Raw genomic sequence first — 15,470 nt, forward strand, 5'->3', positions numbered from 1 at the left:
GGCGCGGCACGCGCGCCCCGCCCGGTCAGCGTTCGCGCTCGTCGAGCAGCTTCAGCAGCCCGCGCAGCGCATGCGCGGCCGCCTGCGTGCGGATCTGTTCGCGATCGCCCTTGAACACGAGCGTCTCGACGTCGGTATGCAGCCGGTTGCTCCAGCCGAACGACACGGTGCCGACCGGCTTGTTCTCGCTGCCGCCGCCCGGGCCCGCGATGCCGGTGACGGACAGCGCGACCTGCGCGCGGCTGTTGCGCAGCGCGCCTTCGGCCATCGCGCGCGCGACGGGCTCGCTGACCGCGCCGTGCTTGTCGATCAGGTCGGCCGGCACGCCGATCATCTCGATCTTGGCCTGGTTCGAATACGTGACGAAGCCGCGCTCGAACCACTGGCTGCTCCCGGAAATATCGGTGATCGCCGCGGCGATCATGCCGCCGGTGCAGGATTCGGCGGTGGCGAGCGTCAGGTGCTCGTCACGCAGCTTGTTGCCTGCGCGGATCGCAAGCTGGTGGACGACGGAATCGGTTGGCATGCGCGTCGGGAAACGGGAGTCGGGAAATCGGTCAGCCGGCGACGGAGCGCCACAGCGCGATCACCAGCAGCGTCATGAACGCGGCGACGAGGTCGTCGACCATGATGCCGAGCCCGCCTTTCAGGCGGCGGTCGAAGTAGCGGATCGGCGGCGGCTTGAGCATGTCGAAGAAGCGGAACGCGACGAACGCCCACAGCTGGCCGACGAAGGTCGCGGGCGTGACGAACAGCATCACGAGCCAGATCGCGACGATCTCGTCCCAGACGACGGCGCCCGGATCGGACACGCCGGCCTTCTTCGCGGTGAAACCGGTGACCCAGGTGCCGGCCACGAAGCCGACGGCGATCAGCGCCCACCATTCGGGCACCGTCAGGTAGCGGTTGAGCACGACGAACGTGAGCCAGCCGAACAGCGAGCCGAACGTGCCGGGCATGATCGGCGCGAGCCCGCTGCCGAAGCCGAGCGACACGATATGCGCCGGGTGCGACAGCATGAAGCGGGCCGTCGTGCGGGTCGGCGCGGGCGGCGCGGCGCCGGGCTCGGCCGCGGCGTGCGCGTGCGTCGGATCAGTTTGCATGGAAGTGGTCGAAACCGTGCAACGTGAGAGCGAGGGGCGCGCCGGCGGCGTCGCGCCACGCGATGGCGGGTTGCGCCGACGGCGCGGACAACGCGCGTATTGTACCGATTCGCGTGACCGGCACGCCGGCCGTGGCGGCCGCCGCTTCGACCGCTGCGCGGGCCGCGACCGGCGCGGTGAAGCACAGTTCGTAGTCGTCGCCGCCGGCCAGCGTGCAGCGGCGCTGCACGTCGGCCGGCAGCGTCGCGAGCGCGGCCGAGCGCGGCACCGCGTCGGCGTCGATCTCGGCGCGCACGTTCGAGCGCGTCAGGATGTGCTGGAGGTCGCCGGCGAGGCCGTCCGACAGGTCGAGCGCCGCATGCGCGACGCCCGCGAGCGCAAGCCCCAGCGCGACGCGCGGCTCCGGACGCTCGAGCGCGCGCCGGAATGCGGCGGCTTCTTCCGCGCCGGCCGTCCATTCGCCGCGGGCGACGCCGAGGCCCGCGCGTGCATCGCCGAGCGTGCCGGACACCCATACGTCGTCGCCGTCGCGCGCGGCATCGCGCCGCAGCGCCGCGTCGGGCGAGACTTCGCCGAACACGGTCACGCACAGGTTCAGCGGCCCGCTCGTCGTGTCGCCGCCGATCAGCTCGCAACCGTAGCGCTCGGCCAGCGCGAACAGGCCGTCGCTGAACGCCTCGAGCCACGCCGCGTCGGCGCGCGGCAGCGCGCACGCGAGCGTGAACGCCCGCGGCGCGGCGCCCATCGCCGCGAGGTCCGACAGGTTGACCGCGAGCGTCTTGTGGCCGAGCGCGTCCGGCGCGACATCGGGGAAGAAGTGGCGGCCTTCCACCAGCATGTCCGTCGAAATGGCCAGCAATTTCCCGGATCGGGGCGCGATCAGCGCGCAATCGTCGCCGATGCCGAGCGTCGACGCGCGGGCGCCCTGCGCGGCGCGGCGCGTGAAGAAGCGTTCGATCAGCGAGAACTCGGAGAGGGCGGCTGGCACGGCGGGCGATCCGAAACGGTTGAAGGAACGGCATTGTACGAGGCGGGCGGCGGCGCGCCTGTACTGTCCAGTTCATTTTTGTCGCGGCTGTCGCACCCGAATCGCCGGTCTGGCGGCCGATGATTGGCGCTACAATGCCGTCGAACAGTTATTCTAATCCGCCCGTCACGAGACACATGTCCACCCAAGCCTCCTCCAAAGCCAAGCTCCGCGAAGCCGCGCTCGACTATCACGAATTTCCGACCCCCGGCAAAATCGCGATCGCCCCGACCAAGCAGATGATCAACCAGCGCGACCTCGCGCTCGCGTATTCGCCGGGTGTGGCGTACGCGTGCGAGGAGATCGTCGAGAATCCGCTGAACGCGGCGCGCTTCACCGCGCGCAGCAACCTGGTCGGCGTCGTGACGAACGGCACGGCGGTGCTCGGTCTCGGCAACATCGGCCCGCTCGCGTCGAAGCCGGTGATGGAAGGCAAGGCCGTGCTGTTCAAGAAATTCGCGGGCATCGACGTGTTCGACATCGAGCTGAACGAGTCGGACCCGCACAAGCTCGTCGACGTGATCGCCGCGCTGGAGCCGACCTTCGGCGGGATCAACCTCGAAGACATCAAGGCACCGGACTGCTTCATCGTCGAGCGCGAAGCGCGCAAGCGGATGAAGATCCCGGTGTTCCACGACGACCAGCACGGCACCGCGATCGTCGTGGCCGCGGCCGTCACGAACGGGCTGAAGGTCGTCAACAAGGACATCAAGAAGGTCAAGCTCGTCGCATCCGGCGCGGGCGCGGCCGCGCTCGCGTGTCTGGACCTGCTGGTCGACATCGGGCTGCCGCTCGAGAACATCACGGTGACGGACCTGGCCGGCGTGGTCTACAAGGGCCGCACCGAGCTGATGGATCCGGACAAGGAGCGTTTCGCGCGCGAAACCGACGCCCGCACGCTGGCCGAAGTGATCGACGGCGCGGACATCTTCCTCGGCCTGTCGGCCGCGGGTGTGCTGAAGCAGGAGATGGTGAAGGGCATGGCCGAGCGCCCGCTGATCCTCGCGCTCGCGAACCCGACGCCGGAAATCCTGCCGGAAGCGGCGCTCGAAGTGCGCCCCGACGCGATTCTCGCGACCGGCCGCACCGACTACCCGAACCAGGTCAACAACGTCCTGTGCTTCCCGTTCATCTTCCGCGGCGCGCTCGACGTCGGCGCGACGACGATCACGCGTGAAATGGAGATCGCGGCCGTCAATGCGATCGCCGAACTCGCGCAGCACGAGCAGAGCGACATCGTCGCGACCGCGTACGGTATCCAGGATCTGTCGTTCGGGCCCGAATACCTGATTCCGAAGCCGTTCGATCCGCGCCTGATCGTGAAGATCGCGCCGGCCGTCGCGCAGGCCGCGATGGACGGCGGCGTCGCGACGCGCCCGATCGAGGACATGGACGCGTACAAGCAGCATCTGCAGCAGTTCGTGTATCACAGCGGCACGACGATGAAGCCGATCTTCCAGATCGCGCGCGCCGCGCCGGAAGAGAAGAAGCGCGTCGTGTTCGCGGAAGGCGAAGAAGAGCGCGTGTTGCGCGCCGTTCAGATCATCGTCGACGAAAAACTCGCGAAGCCGATCCTGATCGGCCGTCCGTCGGTGATCGAGCACCGTATCCAGCGCTACGGCCTGCGCCTGAATCCGGGCGTCGACTTCACGGTCGTCAACACCGAGCACGACGAGCGCTACCGCGACTTCTGGCAGACGTATCACAAGCTGATGGCGCGCAAGGGCATCAGCGAGCAGCTCGCGCGCGTCGAGATGCGCCGCCGCACGACGCTGATCGGCTCGATGCTGGTGAAGAAGGGCGAAGCGGACGGGATGATCTGCGGCACGATCAGCACCACGCACCGCCATCTGCACTTCATCGACCAAGTGATCGGCAAGCGCCCGGGCTGCAGCGTGTACGCGGCGATGAACGGCCTCGTGCTGCCCGGCCGCCAGATTTTCCTCGTGGATACGCACGTGAACGTCGATCCGACCCCTGAGGAACTGGCCGAAATCACGATCATGGCCGCGGAAGAAGTGCGCCGCTTCGGCATCGAGCCGAAGGTCGCGCTGCTGTCGCATTCGAATTTCGGCACGAGCAACGCCCCTTCGGCGAAGAAGATGCGCGATACGCTCGCGATCCTGCAGGAAACCGCGCCGGAGCTGAAGGTGGACGGCGAAATGCACGGCGACGTCGCGCTCGACGCGGCGCTGCGCAAGGAAATCCTGCCGGAATCGACGCTGGAAGGCGACGCGAACCTGCTGATCCTGCCGAACATCGACGCCGCGAATATCGCGTACAACCTGCTGAAGACGGCCGCGGGCAACAACATCGCGATCGGGCCGATTCTGCTGGGCGCCGCGGAGCCCGTGCACGTGCTGACCGAATCGGCGACCGTTCGTCGCATCGTCAACATGGCGGCGCTGCTGGTCGCCGACGTCAACGCCGCACGCTGAGCCGGAACGAACCCGCGGCGCCGGTCGAACCGGCGTCCCGGGTCGGGCGAAATTGTAAACAAAGGCAAAAAGAGGCGTGCCCGCAAGGGGCACGCCGCGGGTAGGGCGCAACCGCGCTTCCCATAAAGCAACAGCAGCATCTCTCCACTCCGGATAGCGAGTGTGGCAAGGAGGCAGGGTCTTGCCATACGAGCGATGCCACCCGTATTTTATCTCATGTAAGATAAATGTAGTGTAATTTCGGTAAGAAATACGGAATCTCGAGTGCCGAGAGGCTTTCGATTCCCAAACGGACATTGATTCGCGCGGCCAATAACGCTACGCTAACGCCTTTGTTGGTCGTCAACTACTTGATTTAACAGCGGGAACCCTGGTTCATGGCACGCAAGTGGCTCCGCAACGGCGCGCTCGCGTCCGTCTTCGCGATGTTCGCGATGGGTATCGTCGGCACGCCGACGGGCAGTCTGGTTTCCGCCGCTTACGCACGGGAGGCCGTTCCGGCCGACGTGGCCGCGAGCGGGCTCGATACGATCCCGACCGCCCGTCTTCCGCGCGAGGCCGTGACCACGCTGGGCCTGATCGGCGCCGGCGGCCCCTATCCGTACGAGAAGGACGGCGTCGTGTTCGGCAACCGCGAGCGGATCCTGCCGAAGGCGAAGCGCGGCTACTACCATGAGTACACGGTGCCGACACCGCGTGCGCGCAATCGCGGCGCGCGCCGGATCGTCTGTGGCGGGCCGTTGCGCCGGATCGACAACTGTTATTACACGGGCGACCACTACACCAGTTTTAAACGTATTGTTGAATGACTTCGGGACGAATGGCATGAGCGACTCCATCTACGCGCACGATACGGCGGCGGCGGAACTGTTCGCGGCCGGCGACGGCAATCTGTTTCAGCGTGTGATTCAGTTGCACGCGGCGGCGCAGGCCGGCGGCACGCCGGAGCAACAGGAAGCCGAGCCCGGGCTTTCATCGAACGAGGAGCCTATGAGCCTTTTCACGACCGTGCGACCCAATCTCGTGCAGTCGATCCGCGCGTTCCGCGTGCAGGATCTCGCCGACGAAGCCGGTCGGCTCGGCCAGCATTTCCTGTATGCGTATTGCGGCGCCGCGCAGTCGAAGCAGGAAGTGATGGAAACGATCGCGACCTCGTTCCTGTTTCCGAAGCATTTCGGGAAGAACTACGACGCGCTGTACGACTGCCTCACCGACCTCGTCGCGAAGGCCGGCGCGCAGCCCGGTTTCGTGATCGTCCTCGAAGGGCTGCCGATCGCGCAGAAATTCGACAAGGAAGGGCGCGAAACGCTGCTCGACGTGTTCCGCGAGGCGGCCGAATTCTGGGCCGAGCGCAAGGTCGCGTTCCGCGTGTTCTACTCGTTCGCGTAAGCGCACGGTCGGCCCGCGCGGCCGATTCGGTAACAAGCCCGCTTCGAGCGGGCTTTTTTGCGTGTGCGATTCGCGCTCGGCTGCATGGCGCGGCGCGCTGACGCGCTTTACCACCCGCCCCAGCGCGCCGCCAACGCCGCGAGCACGGCCGCGCCGGCCGTCTCGGTACGCAGCACGCGCGGCCCGAGCGACAGCGCGGTGAACCCCCGTGCGCGGGCCGCATTTTCCTCGTCGGGCGACAGCCCGCCTTCGGGCCCGATCAGCAGCGTGACGGCCGCCGCGGGCGGCGCGTCGGGCAGCGACGCGAACGGGATGCTCGCGCGCGGGGACAGCAGCAGCCGCAGCTCGCCGTCGGCCGGCGCGGCCTGCCGCGCATCGAGCCATGCGTGGAAGCCGGCCACCGGTGCGACGTCGGGCACGCGGTTGCGTCCGCATTGCTCGCACGACGCGCGTACGACGCCGCGCCAGTGCGCGACGCGCTTGTCCGCCCGTTCGCCGGACAGCTTCACGACGCCGCGCGCGGTCGACAGCGGCACGACCGCCGCGACGCCGAGCTCGACGGCCTTCTCGATCACCCAGTCCATCTTGTCGCCGCCCGCGATCCCCTGCGCGAGCGTCACGCGATAGGGCGGCTCGGCCTCGACGGGCTCGAACGTATCGACCTGCACGAGCGCGCTGCGCTTGTCGACCTCGACGAGCCGTGCGCGGTACTGGCCGCCCGTGCCGTCGAACAACGCCAGCACGTCGCCCGGCTGCAGGCGCAGCACCTGCACGTGGCGCGCGACGTCGGCCGGCAATGCGAGCGTGGCGTCGGCGCGCAGCGCGACATCGACGAAAAAGCGCGGCACGGCCGCGGTGGTGGTGGCTTCGTTCATGCGTGTGGCGGTTTCGGTCATGCGTCGAGACGGCACCCGAGCGCCCAGCGGTAGCCGTCGAGATCCTCGATCTGCGCGAACCGGTCGCCCCAGAACTGGTCCTGCGGCGCGCTCAGCGATTTCGCGCCCGCATCGAGCGCGCGCTGCCAGGTGGCGTCGACGTCGTCGACATACAGATAGAACGATTGCGGCGCGGTGGCGTTCGCGTGCTTCGGCGTGAGCGCGGGCGAACCGAACGCGCCTTCGGGCGCGAACATCACGATCAGCTGGCCGCGATAGGCCATCTCGACGTGCATGATCGCGCCGTCCTCGTCGTGCACGTCGCGTACGGTGAAGCCGAATGCGGCCTTGAAGAACTCGATGGCCGCGCGCGCGTTGCGTACGGCCAGGTAGGGCGTCAACCAAGGCACGTTGGCCGGACGTGGATCGGTCATGAAAATCTCCTGTTGCTCGGTGTCGGCGCGTCGGCGCCTGCGCCGGTCTCATGCTGGAGCAGCGGAACGGTGCGGCCGTCCTGATGTTCAGCGGCGAACGCCCAGTGTATCGCGCAGTGCGCGCGGCAGGGTAAAGAGGGACGCATGCAGCCGCGCATCGTAATAGCGCAAGCCGCCGACGCGGCGGGCCGCGAGCCGTTCGTCGACGTCGTGCGCGAACAGCGCCGCCGCATCGAGCGTGTCGCTCGCGATCGCCATCAGCCACTGCGAGCCGTACAGCGGCACGTGCGCGGACAGCAGATCGACGACCGCGAAGCGCGCGCGCAGGTCGTCGAGCAGCGCGGCGATGCGCGCGGCATGGAACACCGGCGAGCCGAGATGCATCGAGATCACGCCGCGCGGCGTCAGGATCCGCTTGAGCCGTGCGTAGAAGTCGCGCGTGTAGAGGCCGGCCGCCGGCGAATCGGGCGGCGTGAGGTCGAACACGACGAGATCGAAATGTTCGACCGTCGACTCGACGAAATGCGCGGCGTCGCCGATCACGACCTCGACGCGCGGGTCGTCGAGCGCGCCCTGGTGCACGTCGTCGAGATAGCGGCGCGCCATCCCGACCACCTCGTCGTCGAGTTCGGCGATCACGATCCGCTCGATGCACGCGTGCTTGAGCAACTGGCGCGCGGCGCCGCCGTCGCCGCCGCCGAGCACGAGCGCCTTCCTCGGGCACGGATGCGCGAGCGCGGCCGGGTGCGTCATGCACTCGTGATAGACGAACTCGTCGCCGACCGACGTCATCGGCCGGCCGTCCAGCGTGAACAGCCGGCCGAGCTGCGGCGTTTCCCAGACTTCGATCTGCTGGTGCGCGGACGCGACGTGCGCGAGCCGCCGCGCATTCGGGAAGCCGTAGGTGGCGTCGGGCGTCGGGTGAAAGAGAAGGGTGGTGCTCACGGGCGGGCCGCTGGGGCAGGCAGTTCCGACGCCTGAATTATAGGAGGCGGGCGGTTCGACGGAAAACCGTGCCGGAACACTACGCGCCGACAAGGGAAATGTCGGCCCATCTGTTAAAATGACGAGCTTTGCAGCCCCGTCCGTTGGCTCCGTCCGCTTCGCGTCCGTCAGGCGCCGCACCGCGCGCCGGGAACGATTGACGCTCGAGCTTCCGGATGCCGCCGTGCCCCCGTTTCCTCGACTCGTTCTCCGGACTCGACATGACGACTTCGTCTCCCGCCTCCACCACCCTGATGGCCAACGCGATCCGTGCGCTCGCGATGGACGCCGTCCAGCAAGCGAACTCCGGCCACCCCGGCATGCCGATGGGCATGGCCGAAATCGGCGTCGCGCTGTGGTCGCGCCATCTGAAGCACAACCCGACGAACCCGCACTGGGCCGACCGCGACCGTTTCGTGCTGTCGAACGGCCATGGCTCGATGCTGCTGTACTCGCTGCTGCACCTGACCGGCTACGACCTGCCGATCGAAGAGCTGAAGAACTTCCGCCAGCTGCACTCGAAGACGCCGGGCCACCCGGAATACGGGATCACGCCGGGCGTCGAGACGACCACCGGCCCGCTCGGCCAGGGTCTCGCGAACGCGGTCGGCATGGCGCTCGGCGAAGCGCTGATGGCCGACGAGTTCAACCGTGACGGCGCGAAGATCGTCGATCACCACACGTACGTGTTCCTCGGCGACGGCTGCCTGATGGAGGGCATCTCGCACGAAGCCTGCTCGCTCGCGGGCACGCTGAAGCTGAACAAGCTGATCGCGCTGTACGACGACAACGGCATCTCGATCGACGGCGACGTCGTGAACTGGTTCCACGACGACACGCCGAAGCGCTTCGAAGCGTACGGCTGGAACGTGATCCCGAACGTGAACGGCCACGACGTCGATGCGGTCGACGCGGCCATCGCGAAGGCGAAGCTGTCGGACAAGCCGACGCTGATCTGCTGCAAGACGGTGATCGGCAAGGGCGCGGCGACCAAGGCCGGCGGCCACGACGTGCATGGCGCTGCGCTCGGCGCGGAAGAAATCGCGAAGACGCGCGAAGCACTTGGCTGGAAGTGGGAGCCGTTCGTGATTCCGCAGGAAGTCTACGCGGCATGGGACGCGAAGGAAGCCGGCAAGCGCGCCGAGTCCGAATGGGACGCGACGTTCGCGGCCTATCGCGCGAAGTTCCCGGCAGAAGCCGCCGAATTCGAGCGCCGGATGGCGAACAAGCTGCCGGCCGACTGGGCCGAGAAGGCTGCCGCGATCATCGCCGGCGCGAACGAGCGCGCCGAGACGGTCGCGACCCGCAAGGCGTCGCAGCAGGCGATCGAAGGCCTCGCTGCCGCGCTGCCCGAGCTGCTCGGCGGCTCGGCCGACCTGACCGGCTCGAACCTGACCAACTGGAAGGCGTCGAAGGCGGTGCGCGCGAATCCGGAAGGCGCGGGCGTGCTGCTCGGCAACCACATCAACTACGGCGTGCGCGAATTCGGCATGAGCGCCGCGATCAACGGCCTCGCGCTGCACGGCGGCCACAAGCCGTTCGGCGGCACGTTCCTGACGTTCTCCGACTATAGCCGCAACGCGCTGCGCGTGGCCGCGCTGATGAAGGTGCCGTCGATCTTCGTGTTCACGCACGATTCGATCGGCCTCGGCGAGGACGGCCCGACGCACCAGTCGATCGAGCACGTGTCGAGCCTGCGCCTGATCCCGAACCACGACGTCTGGCGTCCGGCCGATACGGTCGAGACGGCCGTCGCATGGACCCACGCGGTCGCCGCCGACCGTCCGTCGAGCCTGATCTTCAGCCGCCAGAACCTCGCGTTCAACCCGCGTACCGATGCGCAGATCGCCAACATCGAGAAGGGCGGCTACGTGCTGAAGGACTGGGATGAAGAGATCGTCGCGCGCAAGATCATCCTGATCGCGACGGGCTCGGAAGTCGAACTCGCGATGAAGGCCGTCGAACCGCTCGCGCAGCAGGGCATCGCGGCGCGCGTCGTGTCGATGCCGTCGACCAACGTGTTCGATCGCCAGAACGCCGAATACCGCGAACGCGTGCTGCCGCACGGCGTGCGCCGCGTCGCGATCGAAGCGGGCGTGACGAGCTTCTGGCACAAGTACGTCGGCCTCGAAGGCGGCGTCGTCGGGATCGACACGTTCGGCGAATCGGCGCCGGCCGGCGTGCTGTTCAAGTACTTCGGCTTCACCGTCGAGCACGTCGTCGAGACGGCCAAGGCCGTGCTGGCCTAAAAGCCTACGCGGCGCGCGCCACCCGTTGCGCGCGTCGCACCGTGAAGCTGCACGAAACGAATTTTTTCAGCCATCAGGAGATAACCATGACGATTCGCGTCGCAATCAACGGCTACGGCCGTATCGGCCGCAACACGCTGCGCGCGTTCTATGAAAACGGCAAGAAGCACGATCTCGAGATCGTCGCGATCAACGACCTGGGCGATGCGAAGACCAACGCGCACCTGACCCAGTACGACACCGCGCACGGCAAGTTTCCGGGCGAAGTGTCGGTCGACGGCGACTACCTCGTCGTGAACGGCGACAAGATCCGCGTGCTGGCGAACCGCAACCCGGCCGAACTGCCGTGGGGCGAGCTGGGCGTCGACGTCGTGATGGAATGCACGGGCTTCTTCACGACGAAGGAAAAGGCGAGCGCGCACCTGAAGGGCGGCGCGAAGAAGGTGATCATCTCGGCGCCGGGCGGCAAGGACGTCGACGCGACGATCGTCTACGGCGTGAACCACGACGTGCTGAAAGCCGAGCACACGGTCATCTCGAACGCATCGTGCACGACGAACTGCCTCGCGCCGCTCGTCAAGCCGCTGAACGACAAGATCGGCCTCGAAACCGGCCTGATGACGACGATTCACGCGTACACGAACGACCAGGTGCTGACGGACGTCTATCACGAAGACCTGCGCCGCGCGCGCTCGGCGACGCACAGCCAGATCCCGACGAAGACGGGTGCGGCATCGGCCGTCGGCCTCGTGCTGCCGGAACTGAACGGCAAGCTCGACGGTTACGCAATCCGCGTCCCGACGATCAACGTGTCGATCGTCGACCTGTCGTTCATCGCGAAGCGCGACACGACGGTCGAGGAAGTCAACGCGATCATGAAGGAAGCATCGGAAGGCGCGCTGAAGGGCATCCTCGGCTACAACGACGCACCGCTGGTGTCGATCGACTTCAACCACAACCCGGCTTCGTCGACGTTCGACGCGACGCTGACCAAGGTGTCGGGCCGCCTCGTGAAGGTGTCGAGCTGGTACGACAACGAGTGGGGTTTCTCGAACCGCATGCTCGATACGGCAATCGCATTCGCGAACGCGAAGTAATCGCGCACGTCGCTCGGCCGCTGAAGGCGGCCGGCGTGGCGAACGAACCCGGCCCGGAGTTTTCCGGCCGGGTTTTTTATTGCCCGGCGTTCGCCGTCACGTGCTCGATCGCATCGACGAAAGCCCGTTTGAGCGGGCTGTCGAGATCGGTCCACGCGAGGCCGATGCCGCTGCGGTGACCGGCCAGATCGAGTGGCCGCGCGAGCACGTTCGGCGGCAGCGCGCTCGCCGCCTGCGCCGGGATCAGCCCGATCCCCATTCCCGCCGCGACGAGCGCGAGCATCGTCGTGAATTCGCCGAACTCCTGCGCAATCTCGAGCGTCGTGCCTGCACGGCTCAGCGCGAGCAGCATGTCGTCGTGAAAGCCAGGCGCATAGCGGCGTGCGAGCACGAACGCGGGGTGGCCGCGCAGGTCGGCCGGCGCGATCGCATCGCGCGCGGCCAGCGGATGGTCGAGCGGCAGCGCGACGACGAACCCTTCCTCGAGCACCACGCGCGTGTCGATGCCCGCATACGCGGCCGGCAGCCGGATCATCCCGAAGTCGATCCGCCGGTCGCGTAGCGCGGCGATCTGGTCGGGCGTCGGCATGTCCTTCAGTTCGAGCGCGATCGACGGATAGCGTTCGCGCATCGTGCGCAGCACGGCCGGCAGCAGCGTCGGCAACACCGACGACACGAACGCGATCCGCAGCGTGCCGATTTCGCCGCGGCTCGACAGCCGCGCCATCTGTTCCGCGCGCGCGGCCTGCTGCAGCGTTGCCCGCGCTTCGGGCAGGAACACGCGCCCGGTGTCGCTCAGCTCGACCTTGTGCCGGTCGCGCTCGAACAGGCGCGCGCCGAGTTCCGCCTCGAGCGCCTTGATCTGCATGCTCAGCGCGGGCTGCACGATGCACAGGCGCTGCGCGGCGCGCCCGAAATGCAGGTCTTCCGCGAGCGTGACGAACGCGCGCAATTGCTTGAGTTCCATGGGCGGTGGCGGGCACGAGAGAGCGGTAATCAATTTTCATGATAACCGGATCAAAAAAGACCATTGGCGCGGACCCGGCCGGCGGTCGAAGATACCGTCAACGCGAGACCGGCCGCGACGGGCAGCCGGCTCGACTGGCACGAGGAGACATCCATGACCCACGCGCTTGACCGGTTCCGCCTCGACGGCCGCCGCGCGCTGATTACCGGCTCCGGCCGCGGGATCGGGCTGACGCTCGCCCGCGGGCTCGCGGAAGCTGGCGCGGCAATCGTCATCAACGATCGCAATGAAGAGAAGGCCGCGACGCTCGCGCGCCAGTTTCGCGATGAAGGCTTCGCGGCCGACCATGCGGTGTTCGACGTGGCTGAGCACGCGCAGGTACGCGCGGCGGTCGACGATTTCGAGGCGCGCGTCGGCGCGATCGACATTCTCGTGAACAACGCGGGCATCCAGCGTCGCGCGCCGCTCGACGCCTTCGACCCGGACGACTGGCATGCGCTGATGCGCGTGAATCTCGACGGCGTATTCAACGTCGCGCAGGCGGTCGCGCGGCACATGATCGCGCGCGGCCGCGGCAAGATCATCAACATCTGCTCGGTGCAGAGCGAGCTCGCGCGGCCGACGATCGCGCCGTATGCGGCGACCAAGGGCGCGGTGCGGATGCTGACCAAAGGGATGTGCGCGGACTGGGCGCGCCACGGGATCCAGGCGAACGGCCTTGCACCCGGCTATTTCGAAACCGAACTGAATCGCGCGCTGGTCGACGACGCGGCGTTTTCGGACTGGCTGTGCAAGCGCACGCCGGCCGGCCGCTGGGGGCAGGTCGACGAGCTGTGCGGCGCGGCGATCTTCCTCGCATCGGCCGCATCCGATTTCGTGAACGGGCAGACGCTGTTCGTCGACGGCGGGCTGACGAGTGCGGTCTGACAAGGAGAATGTCGTGCGTATGCGTTGCATGTGTGTGGTGATCCACGGGCCGAACGACCTGCGGGTCGAGGAGCAGGACGCGGGCGAGATCGGCCCGGGCCAGGTGCGCGTCGACGTCGCGATGGGCGGCATCTGCGGCTCCGACCTCCATTACTTCCGGCATGGCGGCTTCGGCGCGATCCGGCTGCGGCAGCCGATGGTGCTCGGCCACGAGGTCGCCGGCACGGTCGCGGAAGTGGCGCCGGACGTGACGTCGGTGAAGGTCGGCGATCGCGTCGCGGTCAATCCGAGCCGGCCGTGCGGCGCATGCCGCTACTGTCTCGAAGGGCTGCCGAACCAGTGTCTCGACATGCGCTTCTACGGCAGTGCGATGCGGATGCCGCACGTGCAGGGCGCGTTCCGCAATGCGCTCGTGTGCGACGCGGTGCAATGCGTGAAGGTCGCCGATCACGTGCCGCTGTCGCTCGCGGCGCTGGCCGAGCCGTTCGCGGTCGGGCTGCACGCGGTGTCGCGCGCGGGCCCGCTGATCGGCAAGCGCGTGCTCGTGTCGGGTTGCGGGCCGATCGGCGTGCTGGCGGTCGCGGCGGCGCGCGTGCACGGCGCGGCGGAGATCGTCGCGACGGATGTCGTCGAAGCGCCGCTGGCGGTGGCGAGCGCGCTCGGCGCGGACCGCACGATCAATGCGGCGGCCGATACCGGCTGGGTCGAGCGCTACAGCGCCGACAAGGGCACGTTCGACGTGATGATCGAGTGTTCGGGCAATGCGCGTGCATTGCGCGACGGGTTGGACGTGATGCGTCCGCGCGGTGCCGTCGTGCAGCTCGGGCTCGGCGGCGACGTGAGCCTGCCGCAGAACGTGATGGTCGCGAAGGAGCTGTCGATCTGCGGCTCGTTCCGCTTTCACGCGGAATTCGCGCTCGCGGTGCAACTGATCAACGCGGGGCGCGTCGACCTGCGGCCGGCCGTCACGCGCGTGTTCCCGATGCGCGACGCGAACCTCGCGTTCGAACTGGCCGGCGATCGCCAACGTGCGATGAAGGTGCTGATCGATTTCGCGAACGAGGCCGCGTGACGGTGCGGCGTTAGCGTCGCGACGGCAGCGGCGCCCTTTGCAAAAAAGGCACGCCCGCGATGCGCGGCGCGTGCCTTTTTCGTCGTGCGGCGGAAACGGATTGCCGGCCCGCCGCATGACTGCGTGACCGGCCGCGTGCCGACGCGGCGCGGGAGGATTACGCGCCGGGCGTCGGGAAGAACACGCCTGCGCGCTGCGCGGCGTTCGCGATGTGCGTTTCGATCGCGGTGCCGGCGGCGGCCGCATCGCGCGCGATCAGCGCGTCGACGATCGCGCGGTGCTCGTGCCACGTCGACAGCAGCAGCTCGCGCCGGTAGAACGGCATGCGCTGGCTTTCCTTCATGATGTCCGCGCTGCTGCGCAGGATCGACTCGATCGCCGCATTCCCGGCCAGATGAATGATCCGCATGTGGAAGTCGAAGTCGAGCCGCGATGCCTCGTCGAGCGCGCTTTCGGTCAGCGCGACGTGCAGGTCGGCGAGGTTGTCCTCGAACCACGCGATGTCATCGTCGCTGACGACGTGCGCGGCCATCCGTGCGGCGAAGCCTTCGAGCGCATAGCGCATCTGGTACGTATCGGGCGGCGACGACTGCTCGGCGAATTGCCACGGATGCGCGGCCGACGCCTGCGCGCTTTCGACGTACACGCCCTTGCCCGCGCGGATGCGCAGCATCCCGAGCGCCTCGAGCGTCGACAGCGCCTCGCGCAGCGACGCGCGGCTGATCTCCAGCTCCTCGGAGAGCTGGCGCTGGGCCGGCAGCAGGCTGCCGACCGGATACACGCCTGCCTCGATCCGGTCGCGGATCGTCGCGATGGCGGCGTCGGTCACGGTGTGCGGAACGTTCTTCATGATATGAGTGATGGCCGGTCTGACCAGCATTGTAATCCGCACGCGCTCGGCGCATCAG

15 protein-coding genes are annotated in these 15,470 nt (G+C 67.8%); 7 read left to right on the forward strand and 8 right to left on the reverse strand.

From position 1 onward, the window contains the following. Window positions 1–25: 25 nt before the first annotated feature. From J8I33_RS10490 to thiL, 3 genes are read right to left on the reverse strand one after another with little or no spacing between them, the layout of a single operon-like run. A complete protein-coding gene (locus J8I33_RS10490; protein WP_050013847.1) occupies window positions 26–526 on the reverse strand; it encodes a CinA family protein in 501 nt (166 codons plus the stop codon). 31 nt (window positions 527–557) lie between these two features. Beyond that, window positions 558–1,103: a phosphatidylglycerophosphatase A gene (locus J8I33_RS10495; protein WP_209935351.1), complete on the reverse strand. Its 546-nt coding sequence runs from the start codon at window positions 1,101–1,103 to the stop codon at window positions 558–560. Further along, window positions 1,093–2,091, reverse strand: a complete 999-nt coding sequence (gene thiL / locus J8I33_RS10500; protein WP_209935357.1) for a thiamine-phosphate kinase — start codon at window positions 2,089–2,091, stop codon at window positions 1,093–1,095. Before thiL ends, J8I33_RS10495 begins: the two co-directional genes overlap by 11 nt. A gap of 176 nt (window positions 2,092–2,267) precedes the next feature. Between thiL and J8I33_RS10505 the strand changes: the two genes are divergently transcribed. The 3 genes from J8I33_RS10505 (at window position 2,268) to J8I33_RS10515 (ending at window position 5,957) form a co-directional block, all read left to right on the forward strand. Further along, complete coding sequence (locus J8I33_RS10505) at window positions 2,268–4,568, forward strand: NADP-dependent malic enzyme (RefSeq protein ID WP_050013844.1); 2,301 nt, start codon at window positions 2,268–2,270, stop codon at window positions 4,566–4,568. Between the two features lie 377 nt (window positions 4,569–4,945). Beyond that, entirely contained in the window at window positions 4,946–5,377 is a 432-nt protein-coding gene (locus J8I33_RS10510) for a ribonuclease (RefSeq protein ID WP_050013843.1), read from the forward strand. A gap of 16 nt (window positions 5,378–5,393) precedes the next feature. Then, the gene (locus J8I33_RS10515; protein ID WP_006476945.1) at window positions 5,394–5,957 is read left to right on the forward strand and encodes a barstar family protein; all 564 of its coding nucleotides are present in this window, start codon (window positions 5,394–5,396) and stop codon (window positions 5,955–5,957) included. A gap of 107 nt (window positions 5,958–6,064) precedes the next feature. On the opposite strand, the gene J8I33_RS10520 is transcribed toward J8I33_RS10515, so the two are convergent. From J8I33_RS10520 to speE, 3 genes are all read right to left on the reverse strand, one after another. Further along, window positions 6,065–6,832 carry a 16S rRNA (uracil(1498)-N(3))-methyltransferase gene (locus J8I33_RS10520; protein WP_050013842.1) on the reverse strand — a complete coding sequence of 256 codons (768 nt, stop codon included), beginning with the start codon at window positions 6,830–6,832 and terminating at the stop codon, window positions 6,065–6,067. A 17-nt stretch (window positions 6,833–6,849) separates the two neighbouring features. Further along, on the reverse strand, window positions 6,850–7,266 hold the full coding sequence (locus J8I33_RS10525) for a glyoxalase/bleomycin resistance/extradiol dioxygenase family protein (protein WP_089488163.1): 417 nt from the start codon (window positions 7,264–7,266) through the stop codon (window positions 6,850–6,852). An 87-nt stretch (window positions 7,267–7,353) separates the two neighbouring features. After that, window positions 7,354–8,211, reverse strand: a complete 858-nt coding sequence (gene speE, locus J8I33_RS10530) for a polyamine aminopropyltransferase (protein ID WP_050013840.1) — start codon at window positions 8,209–8,211, stop codon at window positions 7,354–7,356. Between the two features lie 215 nt (window positions 8,212–8,426). Between speE and tkt the strand changes: the two genes are divergently transcribed. After that, window positions 8,427–10,499 (forward strand): transketolase, encoded by a 2,073-nt coding sequence (gene tkt / locus J8I33_RS10535; protein WP_209935362.1) that lies wholly within the window; start codon window positions 8,427–8,429, stop codon window positions 10,497–10,499. An 86-nt stretch (window positions 10,500–10,585) separates the two neighbouring features. Then, window positions 10,586–11,596, forward strand: a complete 1,011-nt coding sequence (gap, locus tag J8I33_RS10540; RefSeq protein ID WP_006476940.1) for a type I glyceraldehyde-3-phosphate dehydrogenase — start codon at window positions 10,586–10,588, stop codon at window positions 11,594–11,596. A gap of 76 nt (window positions 11,597–11,672) precedes the next feature. On the opposite strand, the gene J8I33_RS10545 is transcribed toward gap, so the two are convergent. Then, window positions 11,673–12,563, reverse strand: coding sequence for a LysR family transcriptional regulator (locus J8I33_RS10545; protein WP_209935369.1), 891 nt, complete (start codon window positions 12,561–12,563; stop codon window positions 11,673–11,675). A gap of 153 nt (window positions 12,564–12,716) precedes the next feature. Between J8I33_RS10545 and J8I33_RS10550 the strand changes: the two genes are divergently transcribed. Then, window positions 12,717–13,490 carry an SDR family NAD(P)-dependent oxidoreductase gene (locus J8I33_RS10550; protein ID WP_069616843.1) on the forward strand — a complete coding sequence of 258 codons (774 nt, stop codon included), beginning with the start codon at window positions 12,717–12,719 and terminating at the stop codon, window positions 13,488–13,490. A 13-nt stretch (window positions 13,491–13,503) separates the two neighbouring features. Continuing rightward, window positions 13,504–14,562, forward strand: a complete 1,059-nt coding sequence (locus J8I33_RS10555) for an L-idonate 5-dehydrogenase (RefSeq protein ID WP_209935376.1) — start codon at window positions 13,504–13,506, stop codon at window positions 14,560–14,562. A gap of 157 nt (window positions 14,563–14,719) precedes the next feature. Here J8I33_RS10555 and J8I33_RS10560 read toward each other — a convergent pair whose 3' ends face one another. Next, complete coding sequence (locus tag J8I33_RS10560) at window positions 14,720–15,442, reverse strand: FCD domain-containing protein (protein ID WP_176015575.1); 723 nt, start codon at window positions 15,440–15,442, stop codon at window positions 14,720–14,722. Window positions 15,443–15,470 lie beyond the last annotated feature (28 nt).

It is taken from the genome of Burkholderia sp. AcTa6-5 (assembly GCF_017815075.1).
GTDB lineage: Bacteria > Pseudomonadota > Gammaproteobacteria > Burkholderiales > Burkholderiaceae > Burkholderia > Burkholderia sola.